This window comes from Collinsella sp. TM10-22 (genome assembly GCF_003466125.1).
In the GTDB taxonomy this organism is placed as follows: domain Bacteria; phylum Actinomycetota; class Coriobacteriia; order Coriobacteriales; family Coriobacteriaceae; genus Collinsella.
This window is the reverse complement of the sequence record NZ_QSOC01000006.1, coordinates 23,116-40,022: the sequence shown is the minus strand read 5'-3', so window position 1 is coordinate 40,022 and position 16,907 is coordinate 23,116. Positions and strand designations below refer to the sequence as shown.

Here is a 16,907-nt window from a genome sequence, read left to right as displayed (position 1 = left end):
AAGTCAACATAGATACGCCTTATTGTAGGGCGAGCATTGTCCAGACGAGCCAACCATCTGCGCCCCAAACGACACCATTGAGTGCCAGGGCACTACGGATGCGAACCTCAACTCCCAATAATCGAGGCAATCTCGCGCAAATCGTCGGCAAAGTAGATGCCTTGCTGGCGCTGCGGACTCGATAAGCCCTTATCGATCATATGCCCGAGCAGCGCCTTGAGGTCGTTGTAGTAACCGTCCAGGTTATACAGGATGCACGGAGCACTCAGGTGTCCCAACGATACCGCAGACATGACCTCGGCAATCTCCTCGAGCGTGCCCGTCCCGCCGGGAAAGGCAATGAAGGCATCGCCAAGCTCAATCATCTTGGCTTTGCGCTCAGCCATATCGCTCGTCACGATAAGGTCGTCAATACCTTCGTGTTGAAACTCTGCCTCGATAAAAAAGCTCGGCTCAACGCCCGTCACATGCCCGCCAGCATCGAGCACGCTATCGGCAAGCGCGCCCATCAGGCCCGATTTAGACCCGCCGTATACCAGCGCGTGCCCGTTGGAGCCAATCCAGTTGCCCAGCTCTTGCACCGCAGGCAGAAACGCCGGGTCATTGCCGACGCTGGCGCCCAGATACACGGTGATATTCATATTCAGTCCCCCTCGTCGTGACGCACGGCGCCCGTTCTAGCGTTGGCGTCGGCGATATTCGCGTACGCGGCGCGACAGGTCAGCGAGCTCGTCACGATCGAGCTCTTCCAAATGCTCAAGATCATCCATAAAGCGCGCCATGGTGTCCTTTTGGCGCAGTTTAATGAGCGTATTGCAGTAGTTCACCGCCACACCCGTGAGCATGGCGATGTAGAAGATGCTGATGACGCTCAGGACGACGGTAATAGCGCGGGCGACCGGCGTTTCGGCCGGGATATCGCCAAAGCCGATGGTCGAGACCGTCTCAAAGCTAAACCAGAGACCATCGCCAAACGTGAGGGTCGTGGGCTCGGACAGCCAGACAGCCGTCGAGCACAGCAGGTAAAAGATAAGAAACAGGCCCGTGATGCGTGCAAAGCCAGCCTGTCGCAACACGTCGGCAAGCGTCCTCAACTTGTTCATCGCGACCCCTTTTCCCAGACGCCCAATCACATTCGCTCGGTATTGTCCCACGCCTTCCCCGCAAACGGAACCAGTCGTCGGGGACGCTTCTAAACGGCGGGTTATGAAGGACCGTCCCCGTGGCAAAACGGCATACGTTTCAATCTGCGACAAATAGGACATCCCCACAGGTCTCACGGCCCGAACGAGTATCTTGATATAGACATACCGCCCACCGCCGTGCCCGCAGCACGCAAAAAGAAAGGGAGTCCACAATGTTTAGGCCTCTTCGCAGAAAAAAGCGCGCCATCACCGATAAACAGGCGCGAGAGCTGCTCGCCGATTGCAAGCGCGGCGTTTTTGCCGTCAACGGCGACGATGGCTATCCCTATGCCATTCCCGTCAATTACTTCTTTGACACCGAGCACGACAAAATTTATTTTCATGGTGCCAAGGCAGGACACAAGGTCGACGCACTCAAACGAAACGACAAAGTCTGCTTTACCGTCTATGGCAACGATTGGTATAAGGATGACGACTGGGCACCCTATGTTCAGAGCACCGTGGTTTTTGGCCGCTGTCGCCTCGTGAACGATGACCCGGCATTTGTCGAAGATACAATCCGCCAGCTCGCCCTCAAATACTACCCTTCCGCCGAGGAGGCCGAAGAGGAGATCAAACAAAGCATAGGGGGCGTCCAGCTGTATGAAATTACGGTTGAGCACCTTTGCGGCAAGCAGATTCAGGAAAAATAGCAAACGCGGAAAACGTGCTCGCAGCCCTCTGTGCCCTCTGTGCCCTATGCGCCCACGCACGCTAACGGCGTGGGCGCAGACCGCGGCGGCCGAATCGCTTGCCCCCTATACCCCAAAAACGTAGCGGTCCAAGCGGTCGCACGCCTCCCTTACACGCGAAAGCGGCAGTGCTAGATTCACGCGAATGTGGCAAGATCCGTGGAACGGACGGCCGTCCTGATAGCCCACGCCCACACGCGCGCCCTCATCGAGCAGCCACTGAATATCGCGGCCATGCTCGCGGCACCACTCCGTGCAGTCTAGGAACACCATATAGGTGCCCTGCGGGCGCGAATAGGACACGCCCTCAAAATGCTCGTCCACGTAATCGCAGAAGTAGTCAATGTTGCCCTCGATGACCTCGTTGAGTTCATCGACCCACTCGTAGCCCTGCGGCTGGTAGGCGCCGATAAGCGCATGCATCGAAAGGACATTCATCTCGTTATAGTGGGTCATATTGGACACGGCGCACACGCGATCGCGCAGCGTCTCGTTATAGATGATGTGGTAGCTGCCGACCAGGCCCGCCAGGTTAAACGTCTTGCTCGGCGCATAGAGGGCGACCGTGCGCATGCGGGCATCCTCGCTCACCGACTGCGTCGGGATATGCTTGTGGCCGGGCATGATGATGTCGGACCAGATCTCGTCCGAGATCACCACGCAATCGAGCCGGCGATAGATGTCCATGGCGCGCTCAATCTCATCGCGCTCCCATACGCGGCCGCAGGGGTTATGCGGCGAGCAGAACACCGCGGCATGGATATGGTTTTGGACGAGCTTGCGCTCCATGTCCTCAAAGTCCATGCGCCACACACCCTGGTCGTCGAGCTTAAGCGGGCTGTGGACAATGCGATAGCCCGCGGCTTCGATAGACTTGGTAAAGCCGATGTAGGTAGGGCTGTGGACCAGCACCGCATCGCCTGGCTGAACATACGCACGCAGCGTCGACACGACACCGCCCAGCACGCCGTTTTCGTAGCCGATATGTTCAGGGCGCAGACCCTCGACGCCATTGCGGCGGCTCTGCCATTCGATGATGCGGTCGAAATACTCGGAGCGCGGGTTAAAGTAGCCAAACATGGGATGCTGAGCGCGCTGAATGATGTGCTCCTGGACCGTAGGCACCGTGGCAAAGTTCATGTCGGCCACCCACATGGGAATGCGGTCGAAGCCCTCGTCAGGCGCGTTCGGAGCCATGCCGGGGATCTCGCCCCAAGAGTCAGCGGCGATGGAGTCCATGCCGTGGCGGTCGATGATTGAAGTGAAGTCGTATTTCATGCTGGACTCCCGTGCAAAGTAGACTGTTTCGATAGGCGCTATTGTCCACCAGCGTGGGCGGTTTTGGCGCGGGGTTTGGCGCTTAATTTGACGGGTGCAGACGAATGGCAGGTTAGTCTTGCGCGTCGTTGACGGCAACTACGGTTAGCTGGGTTTCGTCGACCGTAAAAGATATGTCGAGCCCGGCGAAGGCCAGATGATAGACGCGGTTCGGCTCGTGCTTGCTGCCTGCGCGGCGCGGGTCTTGGCGCAGGACCTCGACCAGGCCGGGGAGCTTTGTGGGCGGGACCATATCCTGCAGCGTCTGCGGGAACTCGATGTCGAGCTCTTGCCACGGAGCATCCTCAATCCAGCCGCCGGTCGCATCCGGGTGACAGTCCGCAAACGGAATGTAGGGCTTAATGTCGTAGATGGGCGTGCCGTCGCGCAGATCGGCCCCCAGCACATGGATGATGGGGCCATCGTCGGTGAGCTCAACGTGATCGAGCCTTACGCAGGTAAGTCCGATAGGATTGGGGCGAAACGGGCTGCGCGTGGCAAAGACGCCCACGCGCTCGGCTCCGCCCAGACGCGGCGGGCGCACAGTTTTCGACCACTTGGCATTGGTGCCGGACCTGTCCTGCGTCTTGGCATCGACGGCGATGTCTTCGGCCGTGCCGCCGGGCGTTCCGTTTTCAAAGCGCCAGAGCAGCCACAGGTGAGAGAAGGAGTCCAGACCCTCAACTGACGCGCTGGAAGCATATTCCGGCTCAAAGACAATGCGCCCCTCAAGATGGGGCGCCAAAAAGCTGTTGCGCGGAATGCCGAACTTCTGCGGCAGGTCGGTATGTATGTGTGCGATAGGTTCCATGCCGGTCATTGTACGGCATGGAGGCGTGGGGCGTTGCGCGCAATTCTTCGCCGCGGTCCTCCGTCGTGCAACCAACGGTTGCTTGGAAGGGCACCTGCTGCCGCGTATGCTTAAGCCATCAACCAGCAGAAAGGAGCCGCTATGGCCTTTGCAGAAAAGCTCATCGCCGTCCGTCGCGCCCATCACCTTACCCAGGAGCAGCTCGCCGCCAAGCTCTTCGTCACACGCCAAGCCGTCAGCCGTTGGGAGCGTGGCGAGGTCATACCGGGCATCGACATGATGAAGCTCATCGCCGCCGTGACCGGCGAGCCACTGTCTCATCTGCTTGAAATGCCCGAGCACTATTGCCAGAGCTGCGGCATGATACTCACGCCCGACGACTGCGGCACCGATGCTGCGGGTACCGCGACCGACCATTACTGCAAGTGGTGCTACGACCATGGCCAGTACACCTACGACACCACCATGGAGGCAATGATCGAGGATTGTGCCCCGCGGCTGGCGCAAAACACCGGCATGTCGCTCGACGAAGCCGTCTCGCTCATGGGCGCCGTCCTGCCGCAACTGGAGCGCTGGCACACCGTGCAGGAAAACGAGGAGCGCTACGGCGCCGAAGCGCGGGCGCGCTATGGCGATGAGGCTATCGATGCAGCAAACGAGGCGCTGCTGGACATGGACCCCGAGACATGGAACGACATGAAGGAACTTGAACGCGCTATTCTGGGCCAGCTCTCGATTGCCATGGGCATTGGCGACCCAGAGAGCAACGAGGCTCGTAAGCTTGTCGCGATGCATCGTCGCTGGATTGCTCTCAACTGGGGATGCGAGCCCCAAGACGAGGCGTACCTGGGCCTCGCCCACGGTTATCTTGCCGACCAGCGCTTTGTTGACTACTACGACAAGCCCTGCGCCACCGGAGCCACGGCGTTTCTGGTCCAGGCCATCGAGTCTTCGTTGACGCGCGCATAGACCGCGGCGGCTTTGGGTATTTCAATCAAAACCTCAACCGATTGGAGACCTATGGCTACTAATCACGAGCTCGCGCTGTACGTTATGACCGGCTGCCCGTATTGCTTAAAGGTCAAGCACTTTTTGGCCGATAACGGCGTGACCATTCCCGAGCGCAATATCTCGACCGATTCCGATGCCGAACAGACACTCATCGCCGTCGGCGGAAAACGCCAGGTTCCCTGCCTGTTCATCGACGGCAAACCACTCTACGAATCGAGCGACATCATCGCGTGGGTGCAGGAAAACCTGCTCTAGTACGCACGCTCTGTCCGTCCAGGGCCCCAACCCATACGACCCAAACATGTACACCAGCATCCAAAGTCGACATTTTTCGACATCTTTGGATGCTGGCGTACAGCTTTTTGCATGGGCCCAGCACAGGTAGTCATTGGGGACGTTCTTAAATGACTACCTTATGACTAGTTATCAAATTTATAGAACATATGTTTGCCCTCTATGTTATACTCACCTCAAGGCATGAGATGAGTCGAGAGTTCCTGCGGAGGTCCCCAATGACACGCTGGAGCGAGCTCGGCAAGTAAGATCGGTGGTTACCGCACTCACCCATCTCAGACAGGCCGCGCTCCTGTTCGTCGTCGTCAGCAAAGAACGACACCACAACCAAACGTTCCCGTTATCCGTGAGTCACACAGGAGTGCATCGTTATGGCAAAACAATTATCAGCCCAAAATCTCATCGAGCCCGCGCCATCAGACGAAGAATACGTCTGTGCGTCTACCAGAGACGTCCTCGAACACGCTCGTTCCCACGTTGAACGTGCCACCAACTCGACGATGGTCGAGGCATATGAGGACAATACGGTCTCTTCTATCAGACATTCCAAATTCTCGACACACCGTGTCATGAATTGAGTTGGTCTCGCCATCGGAAACTGATGAAGACGAGTTCACCGACGCCCTAGAACCACACGCAGGGCATCAACGAAAAAGGCAGTCGGTCACTTTATTTTGAGCAATACGAGGGGAATTAGACATGGGATACCAGGAATCACTGATTCGAGTAAACAGCCTGGCAGAAATCGCCGGTATAGAGAAGGCCATTGCCGAATCCGAAGAACTCCAAACCTTAGAATATCTCATATGCGTTTGCGGAGCCAAAGCCAAGGGCGACCTTTACTGCGACAACACCTTCATGGGTTCTCGCCCCCTTAGCGACATCAAACCCAACGAGGAACCGATTATAAGGGCTGGGGATCTATTTGCCGTTGTCGCAGGCGCAAGGCTGTACCAACCTTTTCTCTGGATCGACTGCATCGCAGGAATCTCCGATCCAGGATACGAGGAGCTCATGGAGGACTTTCCGCTCGATATCCCGCGGCAAGAGGCCATCATCCATCCAGAAGAGGCAAAAAAGGCAGAAATATTCATGAGAAGGAGCCTGAACCAAAGCTATAGCCGTGTCATGCGAGGCGAACACCCCATCCAGCTTCCTGAAGAATTCATCAACCCACCTGTTCTCAATCCGGAATCCCCAATGGCATGCTAGCCAAAACAGGCTGCTTAACCGTATTAACTGCTTGTATTTTTGTCTACAAAACTGTATACATAAAGAGAGGTCCTTATGGAGCTCATCGCAATCCACCCCCATGCCCTCAAACACGGGCTGACAGAGACGGATATTATATGCGCCTGGAACTCCGCTTTCGCATGGTTTAGGCGTGATCTTAAAAATGGAGGCATCGATTACGTTCTCGTTGGACTTGATGGAAGAAGTCGCCTCATGGAGCTCATCGCCCGATGTTGCCCCGACCGAGATGGTTACATCATTTACCACGTCCTTGTCCCTCCCACGCGCAAGGTGCTCAGGGAAATCGGAATCAATCGATAGGAGGCGCTATGGACGCTAAGCAGCTCGAAAAGATGATGGGGTTTGCTCCCGGTGAGCTAGAGAAAGCCGCAGCGGCATACGAAAAAGATGAGTGGCCGAAGGGCCACACCGTCAAGTTGGGAAGGCCGCCGATTTCCGATGAACCAAGCGTTGTTTTATCGGCACGTGTGGGCGAATCGGTTCTTGAAGCATTTGACGCAAAGGCAAAGCGCCATGGGCAAACGCGCACGGAGCGACTCAGGGAACTCATTACACTCGATGCAATGATTGCCTAGTCCCCTGCCGAACCAAACATGTACGTCAGCATCCAAAAACGATATTTTTCGACATCCTTGGATGCTGGCGTACAGTTTTTTGCATGGGTCCGGCACAGGCGATCCGTTCTTCTCCGTCCCCAAGGGATCATTTAGCCACAAAAGCGGGCAACGGGCGCAAGCGGCTGCTCGCGAAAGACACGCTCGACGGCGGCACGGTATTCATCGACCTTTTTGGTCTTGCGTACGAGCTTGTGAACGGTCGCGGGATCGGCGAAGGCGCATTTGGCGTAGAACCACCACTCCTTCATGCGGAAGACCGCGTTGCCCCCAATCTCGTCCGCATAGGCCGCAAACAGCGTGTCATGGAAGCGCTGCAACTCGGCAGCCGTGGCAGCAGGGCCGCCCTTAACCATACGGGCCAGCGCGGGATTCGCAAGCAAGCCGCGCCCCAACATTACGTGGCGTGTTCCGGGATAGACCTCCACCAGTGCATCCATGTCCTCAAGATCAAAGATGTCACCGTTATAGGCCACGGGGAACGGCGCCCGCTCCAGCGTCTCGCCATAGAACTCCTTGCGCGGCGAACCCGTATAGCGGTCCTTTTGCACGCGCGGATGCACGATCAACTCCGCCAGCGGCATTCGGCAATAGAGGTCGAGCACGCGCTCGTACTCGTCATCGCATTCGAGCCCCAGTCTGGTCTTGACCGACACCGGCAAGGGCGAGCGTTCGCACACGTCGCTCAAGAACACCTCGAGCTCATCCAGGTTGCGCAGAAAGCCCGAACCCTTTCCTTTGGCGACAACCGTACCCGAGGGGCAGCCAAGGTTGAGGTTGACCTCGCGGTAGCCCATATCGGCAAGCACCTGTGCCGCCCACACAAACTCGTCCGCATTCTTGGACATCAGCTGGGGCACCACGTTAAGTCCCTGGTTGTTAGCAGGGTCGATCTCTTTAAACGCCTTGCCGCCAAAGCGATTGCCCACCCGCGGCGGCGGCAAAAACGGCGTGTAATAACAATCGAGCGCGCCGAAGCACTCCGCATGCACGCGACGGAACACATGCCCGGTAATCCCCTCCATAGGGGCCAGCGATAAATACATCAACATCCATTCTCAAATCAATGTGACAAAGGGACAGTCCCTCTGTCACATGCATTATGCCTTGTCCTTGAGGCGACCCACAAGGAAGAGGTAGCTACTGAACGATGACCACCCTCCAGCCGCACCCCATACAACAAAGGTGAATACTTTCCCGGGAAGTGAACGAGTGAAAAGTATTAGATCTCGATTTACAAGCCACTCAATGTGACAAAGGAACAGTCCCTTTGTCACATTATTCGGAGCGTAGGGCTTCCACGGGGTCTTTCTTGGATGCACTGCGGGCAGGTAGCAGGCCAGCAACGACCGTCAGTAGCACCGAAATTGCGATGAGCATCAGCGCGTCTTGAACGGGCAGGCTCATCAGATTGGGAACCTGCTTGGCCGCAAGCGCCCAGGCATTAACCGGAAGGCTCACAGCCACCACGACGACAACGGCAAAGACGCCGGCAATGAGGCCTTCGATAAAAGTCTCGGCATTGAATACGTTGGCCACGTTGCGCTTCGACGCGCCAATCGCGCGCAGAATGCCAATCTCCTTTTTGCGCTCCAGCACGCTAATGTAGGTGATGATGCCGATCATGATGGAGCTCACCACCAAACTGATACTCACGAATGCGATGAGCACCAAGCTGATGGTGTTCACGATGTCGGTCACCGAACCCATGATGATGCCCATGTAGTCGGTGTACGAGATCGCCTGTTCATCGTGGCCAGTGGCTTTGACCTGCTTGTTGTACGCATCGATGTGATCGAGTACGCGCTCCTTGGCCTCAAAGTCACGCGGGAAAATCTTGACCGAGATGGGGTCCGCCTCGTCCGCATAGCCCAACGTGCTCAGATTGTTATCGTAGGTGAGCTTTGACGCCTTGGCATAGCTCATCATGAGCGAGCTCAGGTCCTCGGCGTCCATGTTGAAGTGGATGGCGCGAGCGAAGGCACCCGCATCCACGCGCACGGCGCTCGCCAAGTTGGCAAAACTCGAAGACATCTGCGTCGCCATTTGGTCCATAAGTCCCGCCGCACCCATCTTGAGCTGGGCCGATACCGTCGTCGCAATCTGTTCGCTGATTGTCTTGGTCACCTGGTCCATAGCCTGCTGCAGATACGGAGCCAGCTGCTTTTGCACATAGTCGGCCATCGCGTGCTCAAGACGCTCGGCCAGGGCATCGCCGCCGAGGGCCTTGAGCTGAGCCAGGTATTGCTGGGCGGCGGCATCATGCTCAAGATACGTCGAGAATGCGGCAGCAAGCTTTGACGCGTCTTTAAGATCTTCGGGTGACAGCGCCTTAAACTGATCCGACTGCATAAAGCCCTCAAACAGCTGGTTGACAAGCGTTCCCACCTGCTGCATTTGCTCGGGTGTGAGCTCCAGACCGTCAAAGATGCCCGAGAAATCTGGAGCCGGCGCTTTGGCCATGATGTCGCTGAAGTCGACGTCCTTCCCAACGCCCGAAAGGTCAATGTCCAGACCGGACAAGTCGATACCAGAAAGGTCCATACCGCTGGCAGCACCCGAAAGCGCAGACGTATCGAACGAGAACGCGCTCTTTAGCGCCGCCTCGTCCACGCTGAACATGCTGCCCAGATCAACGCCTTGCTTGGCCTCGCCTTGCAGCTCATCAAAGGTTTTACCCGTAAAGACATCCGTCTCGGGGCGGGCAAGCTGCTCCTGCACGATCTGCGAATCGGCAGCGCGCTCCATAAGCTGGCGAGTCAGCGCATGCGTGTAGGCAATGCCCGGGGACAATGCACTCGCGTTAGCCGTCTCGTTGGGTCGCACCACGCCCACAATGCGCACGTCGATACCGTCAGCAACCTTGGACGCCATAAAGTCGGCATCGCCAGACATGTCAGTCCACATGCCGGTCTCTTCGTTTTTGCGATAGGCATCGGCCGGCGACAACACCTTAAATGTCGTGGACAGCGCATCGTCGTAGGTAAAGTCGGTGCCGGTCTCGGGCGTCTCGACCTTGCCGTCGGCCGTCATGGCGCTGTTGACCAGGTCATTGAGCTCATCGATATCCAGCGCACCGATGCTATAGAGCGTATAGTCGCCCACCGTGCCGCGGCTCGAAAGCACCATCGCGGCCTCGTTGGCGGACGTGGGCCAATGGCCGGCAACGACATCGTACTGGCTGTCGAGCAGGCTCTGGTCGTCAATCATCTCGTTAAAGACCGAGGTTCCCATGGAATCCATGCTCACCGTTGCCGCCGAGCTCGCGCCTCCGCTCATGGCCTCGGTCATGGCGTTGGGCACCAGCCGGACAGGCTTCTCATCGCCCTTGCCGGCACGATAGACAACCGGCGATACACCGTAGCCGTACTGAATGGCGTTGACCTCTTTATCGATGCCGTCGCCACCGGCATCGAGCCATGCCTTAAAGCTCGTCATGTCATTGGACTTAACGCTCGCAAACATATCCTTTACGGCCGTGACCGCAGGAATCTTATCGGTTCCCTTAGCCTCGCCGCCGGCACTGTCGTCGGACGAATCCACGCTTTCAGACGAACCGTCATCCGTGGCCCCCTCTCCGCCCATCATGGACGACAGGTCGTAATCCTGCTTGGAAATGCTGAGTGGGTAGCTCGAGAGCGTGTCCTCCTCAACCTTTTTGATGTAGCCGTTTACGCCATTGGAGAGTGCCAGGATCGCCGCAATGCCGATAATGCCAATCGAGCCCGCAAAGGCCGTCATGGCCGTACGGCCCTTCTTGGTCATGAGGTTTCGGGCAGAAAGCCCCAGCGCCGTCACAAAGCTCATCGAGGTTTTGCGCGTAGGCTTGGCCTCGCGGCGCGCGGCCTTGGCAACATCAAAGGGGTCGGAATCGTCGGTGATCTTGCCGTCCGCCAGGTTGACGATGCGCGTAGCGTACTTGTACGCCAGCTCGGGATTGTGCGTGACCATAATGACCAGACGGTCGCGCGCCACGTCCTTGAGCAAATCCATGACCTGCACGGATGTCGTTGAGTCTAGGGCGCCGGTCGGCTCGTCTGCCAGCACGATCTCGGGGTCGTTGATCAGGGCGCGGGCGATGGCCACGCGCTGCATCTGTCCGCCCGATAGCTGGCTCGGGCGTTTGTTAACGTGCTCGCCCAGGCCAACTTTCTCCAACGCCTCGCGCGCACGCTGGCGGCGCTCGGCATGCCCCACACCCGTGAGCGTGAGCGCCAACTCAACGTTTTCCAAAATGGTCTGATGCGGAATGAGGTTATAGCTCTGGAACACAAAGCCAATGCGATTGTTTCTGTAGGCATCCCAATCGCGGTCGCTGAAGTCCTTGGTCGAGATGCCGTCGATCAGCAAGTCGCCGGAATCAAAATGATCGAGTCCACCAATGACGTTGAGCATCGTAGTTTTTCCCGAGCCCGAGGGACCCAGGATGGCCACGAACTCGTTATCGCGAAAAGACAGGCTTACGCTGTCGAGCGCCACCTGCGTAAACGACTGCGCAACATACCTTTTGCAAATATCTCTGAGATCCAGCATGGACGGCAACCTCTCCCCCGCCGTTCGCGTTCGACACGTTTGACCTACTCTATCAGCTTTTCTGCCGGTACCAGTAAGGAATGTAGCGAACAAAAAAACGGGACAGCACGCCGCATGGCGCACCATCCCGCGTATAACATCCCCGATGCGACAAAGAGGCTGTCACTTTGTCACATTCCAATGCGCGCTACTTTTCGAGCCCGCACGGCATAACGTTAGCGCTGCCGCGGCGAGCCTCAGTCACGGCTGCAAAGAAGCGATAGCCGCCCGAGAAGTTAAAGCACTCAAAGCCATGCTGCGCCAAAATGCGGCAAGCAATGTAGCTGCGAATGCCGCTCTGGCAAATCACGTAAACCGGCTTGGCCCGGTCGAGCTCGCCCAGGCGATTGCGCAGATCATCGACGGGAATGTTTACGAAACCATCGATATGCCCGCGCTCATACTCCCCTTCCGTACGAACATCGAGCAGCTGCACGCTGCCATCGCGTGGCAAGTTGGGCTCATCCTCCCAATGCCACTGCGCCAGTATGCCGCGATTGAGGTTCTCGATCATAAAGCCCGCCATATTGACGGGATCCTTCGCCGATGAATACGGCGGCGCGTATGCTAGGTCCAAATCCTTAAGCCTATCGCCGCGCATGCCTGCCTGGATGGCAGTCGCCAGGACGTCGATACGCTTGTCCACACCATCGATGCCCACGATTTGCGCACCCAGCAGGCGCAATCCCTGCTTCTCGAAGACAACCTTCATGGTCATGGGCGTTGCACCCGGATAATAACCCGCATGCGAACCGGGCGACAGGACCACGCTGTCGCAGTCAATTCCCGCCGCGTGTGCTGCCTTTTCGGATAGTCCCGTGCTTGCCGCCGTCAAGTCGAATACCTTGATAACCGATGAGCCCAACGATCCGAGGTAGCAGCTGTCCATGCCAGCTATGACATCGGCGACGACACGCCCCTGCTTGTTGGCGGGGCCGGCGAGCGAAATGACCGCGTCCTCGCCGGTCACCTGATGCGTGACCTGCACGGCATCGCCCACGGCATACACGTCGGCAGCAGAGGTCTCCATGCGGTCGTTGACCACAATAGCCCCCTTGATGCCCAGTTCGAGCCCCGCCTCTTGCGCCAGATGGCTCTCAGGTGCCACGCCAATGGCAAGCAGCACCATATCGGCTCCGATAGGGTCATCGCCCGCAACATGGGTGACAACGCGGCCATCAACTTCCTCAAAACCTGTCACATCGGCCTTGAGGCGCAGATCGATACCGTGCTCACGCACCTCGGTATGCAAAAGGGTCGCCATGTCGTAATCCAGGTTGTTCATAAGCTGGACGGGACGCTGCAGAAGGGTCACCTGGAGCCCCAGCTCACACAGATTCTCCGCCGTCTCGACGCCAATGAAGCCGCCGCCGATCACGACGGCACTGCTCGGTCGCCGCTCTCGAACATAGCTGTGAATACGCAGCGTGTCCTCAACGGTGCGTAGGCTAAAGATTTTATCCGAGTCGATGCCCGGCAACGCAGGGCGGATCGGCTTTGCACCCGGCGACAGGATGAGCTTGTCATACGTCTCGACAAATTCCTCGCCCGTCAGCATATTGCGAACCTCGACCGTATGCGAATCGGGATGGATGGCAAACACCTCGTGACTCGTCTTGACCGCAATGCGAAAGCGATCCCAAAAGCCCTTGGGAGACTGCAGCGTCAATGCGCTCTCTTCTTCTATCACGCCGCCAATGTAGTACGGAAGTCCACAGTTGGCATACGATACAAAACCCGTGCGCTCAAAGATGACAATTTGGGCCTGCTCGTCGAGTCTGCGCAAACGTGCCGCCGCCGATGCGCCGCCCGCGACGCCTCCAACGATAACCACCTTCATAGCCAACGCACCACCTTTCCCGTGTAGCCGCTTATGCCGCCGATATTCTTGACACTGCCATACCCAGAACGCTTAAGAAAACTCACAGCTTGGTTGCTTCGCGCACCGCTCAGGCAATGCACGAAAAGCTGCGTGCCCTTGTCTGGATACAGCTCAAGCACCTGGTTGATACGATTGAGCGGAACGTTGACGCTGCCCGGAATGTGGCCCTGTCCATGCTCGTCAGCACTCCTCACGTCGAGCAGCACCGCCCCCTTAGAAGCCTTCCATTCCTGGACGCCCACATTAATGTCCGGTCCTGCAAACAAATCAAACAATCCCATAGCGCACTCCTTTGCTGGTTGCTTTGGGCAAGTATGCCAAGGCACTGCGGTCGCGTTCTGTGACCAAGTCACCAAACGGAAAATATGTTGCCGACGGCAGATGCAGCTGCGCGGTAGGTCTAGACCAACCGTGCTAACCCATCTACATCACGCACGATAATCCGTCCGCGCCTAATCTCGATGAGCCCGTCCTGCGCAAGACGTCGCAGAGCGCGCGTCACCGCTTCGCGCGCAGAGTTGATGTCGCGTGCAAGCTCGTCTTGCGTTACGGCAACTTCTGCTGTGCCCGCAGCTCGGCAATGCTCGAGCACGTAGCTGGCGACGCGCTGATCGAGGCGCTTAAAGAGCATCTGCTGCAGCACGCATACCACCTGGGAGTAGCGCTTCACCTCAACCTGGAGCATAAAGGCCTTAACGTAGACATTATCGCGGGCGAGCTGGGCACACACGCTCGCAGGCACCACCAAAAGCGATGACCTGCGTGCTGTAACCACCATGGTGTCAAATGAAATCTGCTCGATAACGCACGAGGCCGTGGTGACACAGCACTCTCCGCAGCCAACCCTAAACAGCGTGACCTCCTTGCCTTCCTCGGAAAGCAGGCTCACGCGAATGTCACCTTCGATAATAAAAACAATGCCAGTGCAAGAATTTCCGCTGCTACCGATTATCTGCCCGGCATCAAAGGATCGCAGCGACGAGCGCTCTGCCACGAGCGTCTGCTCATCGGATGTAAGTTGTCCCCAAAACGGCAACCGCTCGACCATGCTGCCGACCATAGCCGCCCCCTTTCGACGTATACCCATGATGCTACCCCGAAGCAGAAAAAAGAGTCGCTGTTTCTAGCGACTCCCCTTCAGTTGTCTGTCCCACGGACTTACTGTTCGCTCTTCGCGAGTGCCTGATCGATCAGTTTGTTGAGCGCCTCGCGCTGCTCAGCGGAGTTGATGCCGCCCATGATCGGCTCTCCCACAATGTTACCGTTCTGGTCGATCACATAGGTGGTCGGGAACGAGTACAGGTTGGAGGTGAACTTTCCGGCCTCGCTGTCCGACTTAAACCAGATGTTCTTATACGTCACGCCCTTCTTGGAAAGCACGTCCTTGGCATCGGCCACCTCGTCTTTGTTGCCATCGAGCGTAAAGGAATTAACGCCCACGACCTGGCCGCCCTTCTCGGCAAGCTCCTTGTTGAGCTTCTCCAGATCGCCCAGCTCTCCCACGCACGGCTTGCAGGTGGTAAACCAGAAGTTCATGACGGTGACCTTGTTCTTGGAGAACAGCTCGTCGCTGTTTACATCGTTGCCGTCCAAGTCCTTGCCCTTAAAGCTGGGAAACTTCGTCTCCCCGCTCTCGCCGTTGGTCATGCCTGCGGTCGAGGCATCGACGCTCTCCCCCTCGCCGGGCGTGCTGCCGCATCCGGGGAACTCCTTCTCCAGCGCCATGAGCTTGTCCTCGATCTCCTTGACCTGCTGCGCGCCCGCCTTAAGCGTCTTAAGCTCGTCAGCCGCAAACTGATCCTTGGCGCCCTCGATGGTATCGAGCAAGAAGTCACCGTAGTTCTTGCCGTCCTCAATCATGGGAGTGTCTTTGTTGGCCGCAAGGAACACCTTTTCCCATAGGGCGTTATCGCTCGCAAAGATCTCGTTTTCCTTTTGCAGCAGCTGCTGGTACAGCTCGGCCGCCTCCTCGGCACTCGACGGCTTTTGCGCTATGAGCTCGGCAATCTGCGCATCGCCGCTCGTGGCATCCTTCGCGTCGCCCTTGGGGGCAGAGCACGCCGCGAGAGTCAGCGCCAGCACGGGCAGCATCAACAGAGCCGCAATTTTTGACAGTTTCATGGTTCCTCCGTTTATATCGAAACTTATATAGGTACCTATTTGTTTTCGCAGGCTTGCGTGGACTGCGCGGGTTTGTCGCCCGTCAAACCCAGCCCGTAGCGAAAGCTAATAGCATCGACGGGGCACGCGCCCACGCATTTGCCGCAACGAATGCACTCGGCATGGTCGGGCGTACGCGTAACGTCCACGTCCATCTGGCACACCTTGACGCACTTGCCGCACGAGACGCATTTACAATGATCAACCCGAATCCCCAGCAATGACACCTTGTTCATGAGCGCATAAAATGCGCCGAGGGGGCAAATCCATTTGCAGAAGGGGCGATAGAACAGCACGCTCAGCACCGCAACCACAATGAGGATCGCGAGCTTCCAAGAAAAGAGCTTTCCCAGCGCGGAGCGGATTCCCACGTTCATGATGGACAGCGGAATCGCGCCCTCGAGCACACCTTGCGGGCAGATGTACTTGCAAAAGAACGGGTCGCCCATACCCACATCGTTAACCACCAAGACGGGCAGCAGCACCACGGCAAACAGCAGCACGGCATACTTGATGTACGTGAGCGGCTTGAGCTTTTTCGTGGAGAGCTTTTTGCTGGGAATCTTATGAAAAAGCTCTTGTAGCCATCCAAACGGGCACAAAAAGCCGCATACAAAACGTCCCAGCAGCACGCCGATCAGAATGAGCGTTCCGGTGACGTAATACGAAAAGCTAAACTTAGACGAGCCCACCACCGACTGAAACGACCCGATGGGGCACGCACCCGAGGCCGCCGGACACGAGTAGCAGTTGAGGCCCGGCACGCAGACGGCTTTGCCCGCTCCCTGGTAGATGCCGCCCTTGGCAAAGTTAGGCAGGTGAATATTGGTCGCAAGCGTCGCCGCCGCCTGAATCAATCCACGAAATCGCGCTAAAAGATGCGATGCAGTGTTTTTTCTTTTATCCAATTCCGATACACTCCAAGCACAGCCTGATTGCCTTGGCCAGCACGGCATCTGCCTCGCCGCGCTTAATTCCAAAGCCAACCATGGCTACCCCAACGATCAGCAAAGCCACCTGCGCCACAGGCTTAATCGCTTTGAACAATCTGACCACTCCTTTCGTTTCGCGACCCATTGGACCATACCGACTATAAAATCCGTGTTAAGCGTGAAT

At 57.3% G+C, this 16,907-nt stretch carries 17 protein-coding genes; 5 read left to right on the top strand and 12 right to left on the bottom strand.

Features of this window, described 5'->3' with window-relative positions; genetic code table 11:
* Positions 1-107: 107 nt before the first annotated feature.
* Entirely contained in the window at positions 108-641 is a 534-nt protein-coding gene (locus DXD94_RS07345; RefSeq protein WP_117734577.1) for a TIGR00730 family Rossman fold protein, read from the bottom strand.
* 36 nt (positions 642-677) lie between these two features.
* Complete coding sequence (locus tag DXD94_RS07340) at positions 678-1,103, bottom strand: potassium channel family protein (protein ID WP_158550201.1); 426 nt, start codon at positions 1,101-1,103, stop codon at positions 678-680.
* 254 nt (positions 1,104-1,357) lie between these two features.
* Here DXD94_RS07340 and DXD94_RS07335 point away from each other — a divergent pair, with 254 nt between their 5' ends.
* Positions 1,358-1,837, top strand: a complete 480-nt coding sequence (locus DXD94_RS07335; protein WP_117734579.1) for a pyridoxamine 5'-phosphate oxidase family protein — start codon at positions 1,358-1,360, stop codon at positions 1,835-1,837.
* Positions 1,838-1,942: 105 nt separating this feature from the next.
* On the opposite strand, the gene DXD94_RS07330 is transcribed toward DXD94_RS07335, so the two are convergent.
* Together DXD94_RS07330 and tsaA are read right to left on the bottom strand one after the other, a co-directional pair.
* A complete protein-coding gene (locus tag DXD94_RS07330) occupies positions 1,943-3,154 on the bottom strand; it encodes a MalY/PatB family protein (RefSeq protein WP_117734580.1) in 1,212 nt (403 codons plus the stop codon).
* 112 nt (positions 3,155-3,266) lie between these two features.
* The gene (gene tsaA / locus DXD94_RS07325; RefSeq protein ID WP_233502110.1) at positions 3,267-4,004 is read right to left on the bottom strand and encodes a tRNA (N6-threonylcarbamoyladenosine(37)-N6)-methyltransferase TrmO; all 738 of its coding nucleotides are present in this window, start codon (positions 4,002-4,004) and stop codon (positions 3,267-3,269) included.
* Between the two features lie 141 nt (positions 4,005-4,145).
* On the opposite strand from tsaA, the gene DXD94_RS07320 reads away from it, so the two are divergent.
* The 4 genes from DXD94_RS07320 (at position 4,146) to DXD94_RS07300 (ending at position 7,138) form a co-directional block, all read left to right on the top strand.
* A complete protein-coding gene (locus DXD94_RS07320; protein ID WP_117763677.1) occupies positions 4,146-4,973 on the top strand; it encodes a TipAS antibiotic-recognition domain-containing protein in 828 nt (275 codons plus the stop codon).
* Positions 4,974-5,024: 51 nt separating this feature from the next.
* Positions 5,025-5,270: a glutaredoxin gene (locus DXD94_RS07315; RefSeq protein WP_117763676.1), complete on the top strand. Its 246-nt coding sequence runs from the start codon at positions 5,025-5,027 to the stop codon at positions 5,268-5,270.
* Between the two features lie 738 nt (positions 5,271-6,008).
* A complete protein-coding gene (locus tag DXD94_RS07310; RefSeq protein WP_117563576.1) occupies positions 6,009-6,521 on the top strand; it encodes a hypothetical protein in 513 nt (170 codons plus the stop codon).
* A gap of 350 nt (positions 6,522-6,871) precedes the next feature.
* A complete protein-coding gene (locus tag DXD94_RS07300) occupies positions 6,872-7,138 on the top strand; it encodes a ribbon-helix-helix protein, CopG family (RefSeq protein WP_055252530.1) in 267 nt (88 codons plus the stop codon).
* 131 nt (positions 7,139-7,269) lie between these two features.
* On the opposite strand, the gene DXD94_RS07295 is transcribed toward DXD94_RS07300, so the two are convergent.
* The 8 genes from DXD94_RS07295 to DXD94_RS07260 all read right to left on the bottom strand — a co-directional run bounded on the left by DXD94_RS07295 (position 7,270) and on the right by DXD94_RS07260 (position 16,838).
* Positions 7,270-8,223, bottom strand: coding sequence for a tRNA-dihydrouridine synthase (locus DXD94_RS07295; protein ID WP_117763674.1), 954 nt, complete (start codon positions 8,221-8,223; stop codon positions 7,270-7,272).
* Between the two features lie 232 nt (positions 8,224-8,455).
* Entirely contained in the window at positions 8,456-11,710 is a 3,255-nt protein-coding gene (locus DXD94_RS07290; RefSeq protein ID WP_117763673.1) for an ABC transporter ATP-binding protein/permease, read from the bottom strand.
* A gap of 187 nt (positions 11,711-11,897) precedes the next feature.
* Entirely contained in the window at positions 11,898-13,589 is a 1,692-nt protein-coding gene (locus tag DXD94_RS07285) for an FAD-dependent oxidoreductase (protein ID WP_117743321.1), read from the bottom strand.
* Positions 13,586-13,912 (bottom strand): rhodanese-like domain-containing protein, encoded by a 327-nt coding sequence (locus DXD94_RS07280; RefSeq protein WP_117734587.1) that lies wholly within the window; start codon positions 13,910-13,912, stop codon positions 13,586-13,588. The genes DXD94_RS07285 and DXD94_RS07280 overlap by 4 nt, the downstream gene beginning before the upstream one ends.
* 119 nt (positions 13,913-14,031) lie before the next feature.
* Positions 14,032-14,691, bottom strand: coding sequence for a Crp/Fnr family transcriptional regulator (locus DXD94_RS07275; protein WP_158553148.1), 660 nt, complete (start codon positions 14,689-14,691; stop codon positions 14,032-14,034).
* A 98-nt stretch (positions 14,692-14,789) separates the two neighbouring features.
* On the bottom strand, positions 14,790-15,752 hold the full coding sequence (locus tag DXD94_RS07270) for a redoxin domain-containing protein (RefSeq protein WP_117736508.1): 963 nt from the start codon (positions 15,750-15,752) through the stop codon (positions 14,790-14,792).
* Positions 15,753-15,787: 35 nt separating this feature from the next.
* Positions 15,788-16,699: a 4Fe-4S binding protein gene (locus tag DXD94_RS07265; protein WP_233540343.1), complete on the bottom strand. Its 912-nt coding sequence runs from the start codon at positions 16,697-16,699 to the stop codon at positions 15,788-15,790.
* A complete protein-coding gene (locus DXD94_RS07260; protein WP_199568421.1) occupies positions 16,692-16,838 on the bottom strand; it encodes a CD1871A family CXXC motif-containing protein in 147 nt (48 codons plus the stop codon). Before DXD94_RS07260 ends, DXD94_RS07265 begins: the two co-directional genes overlap by 8 nt.
* Between the last annotated feature and the right edge of the window lie 69 nt (positions 16,839-16,907).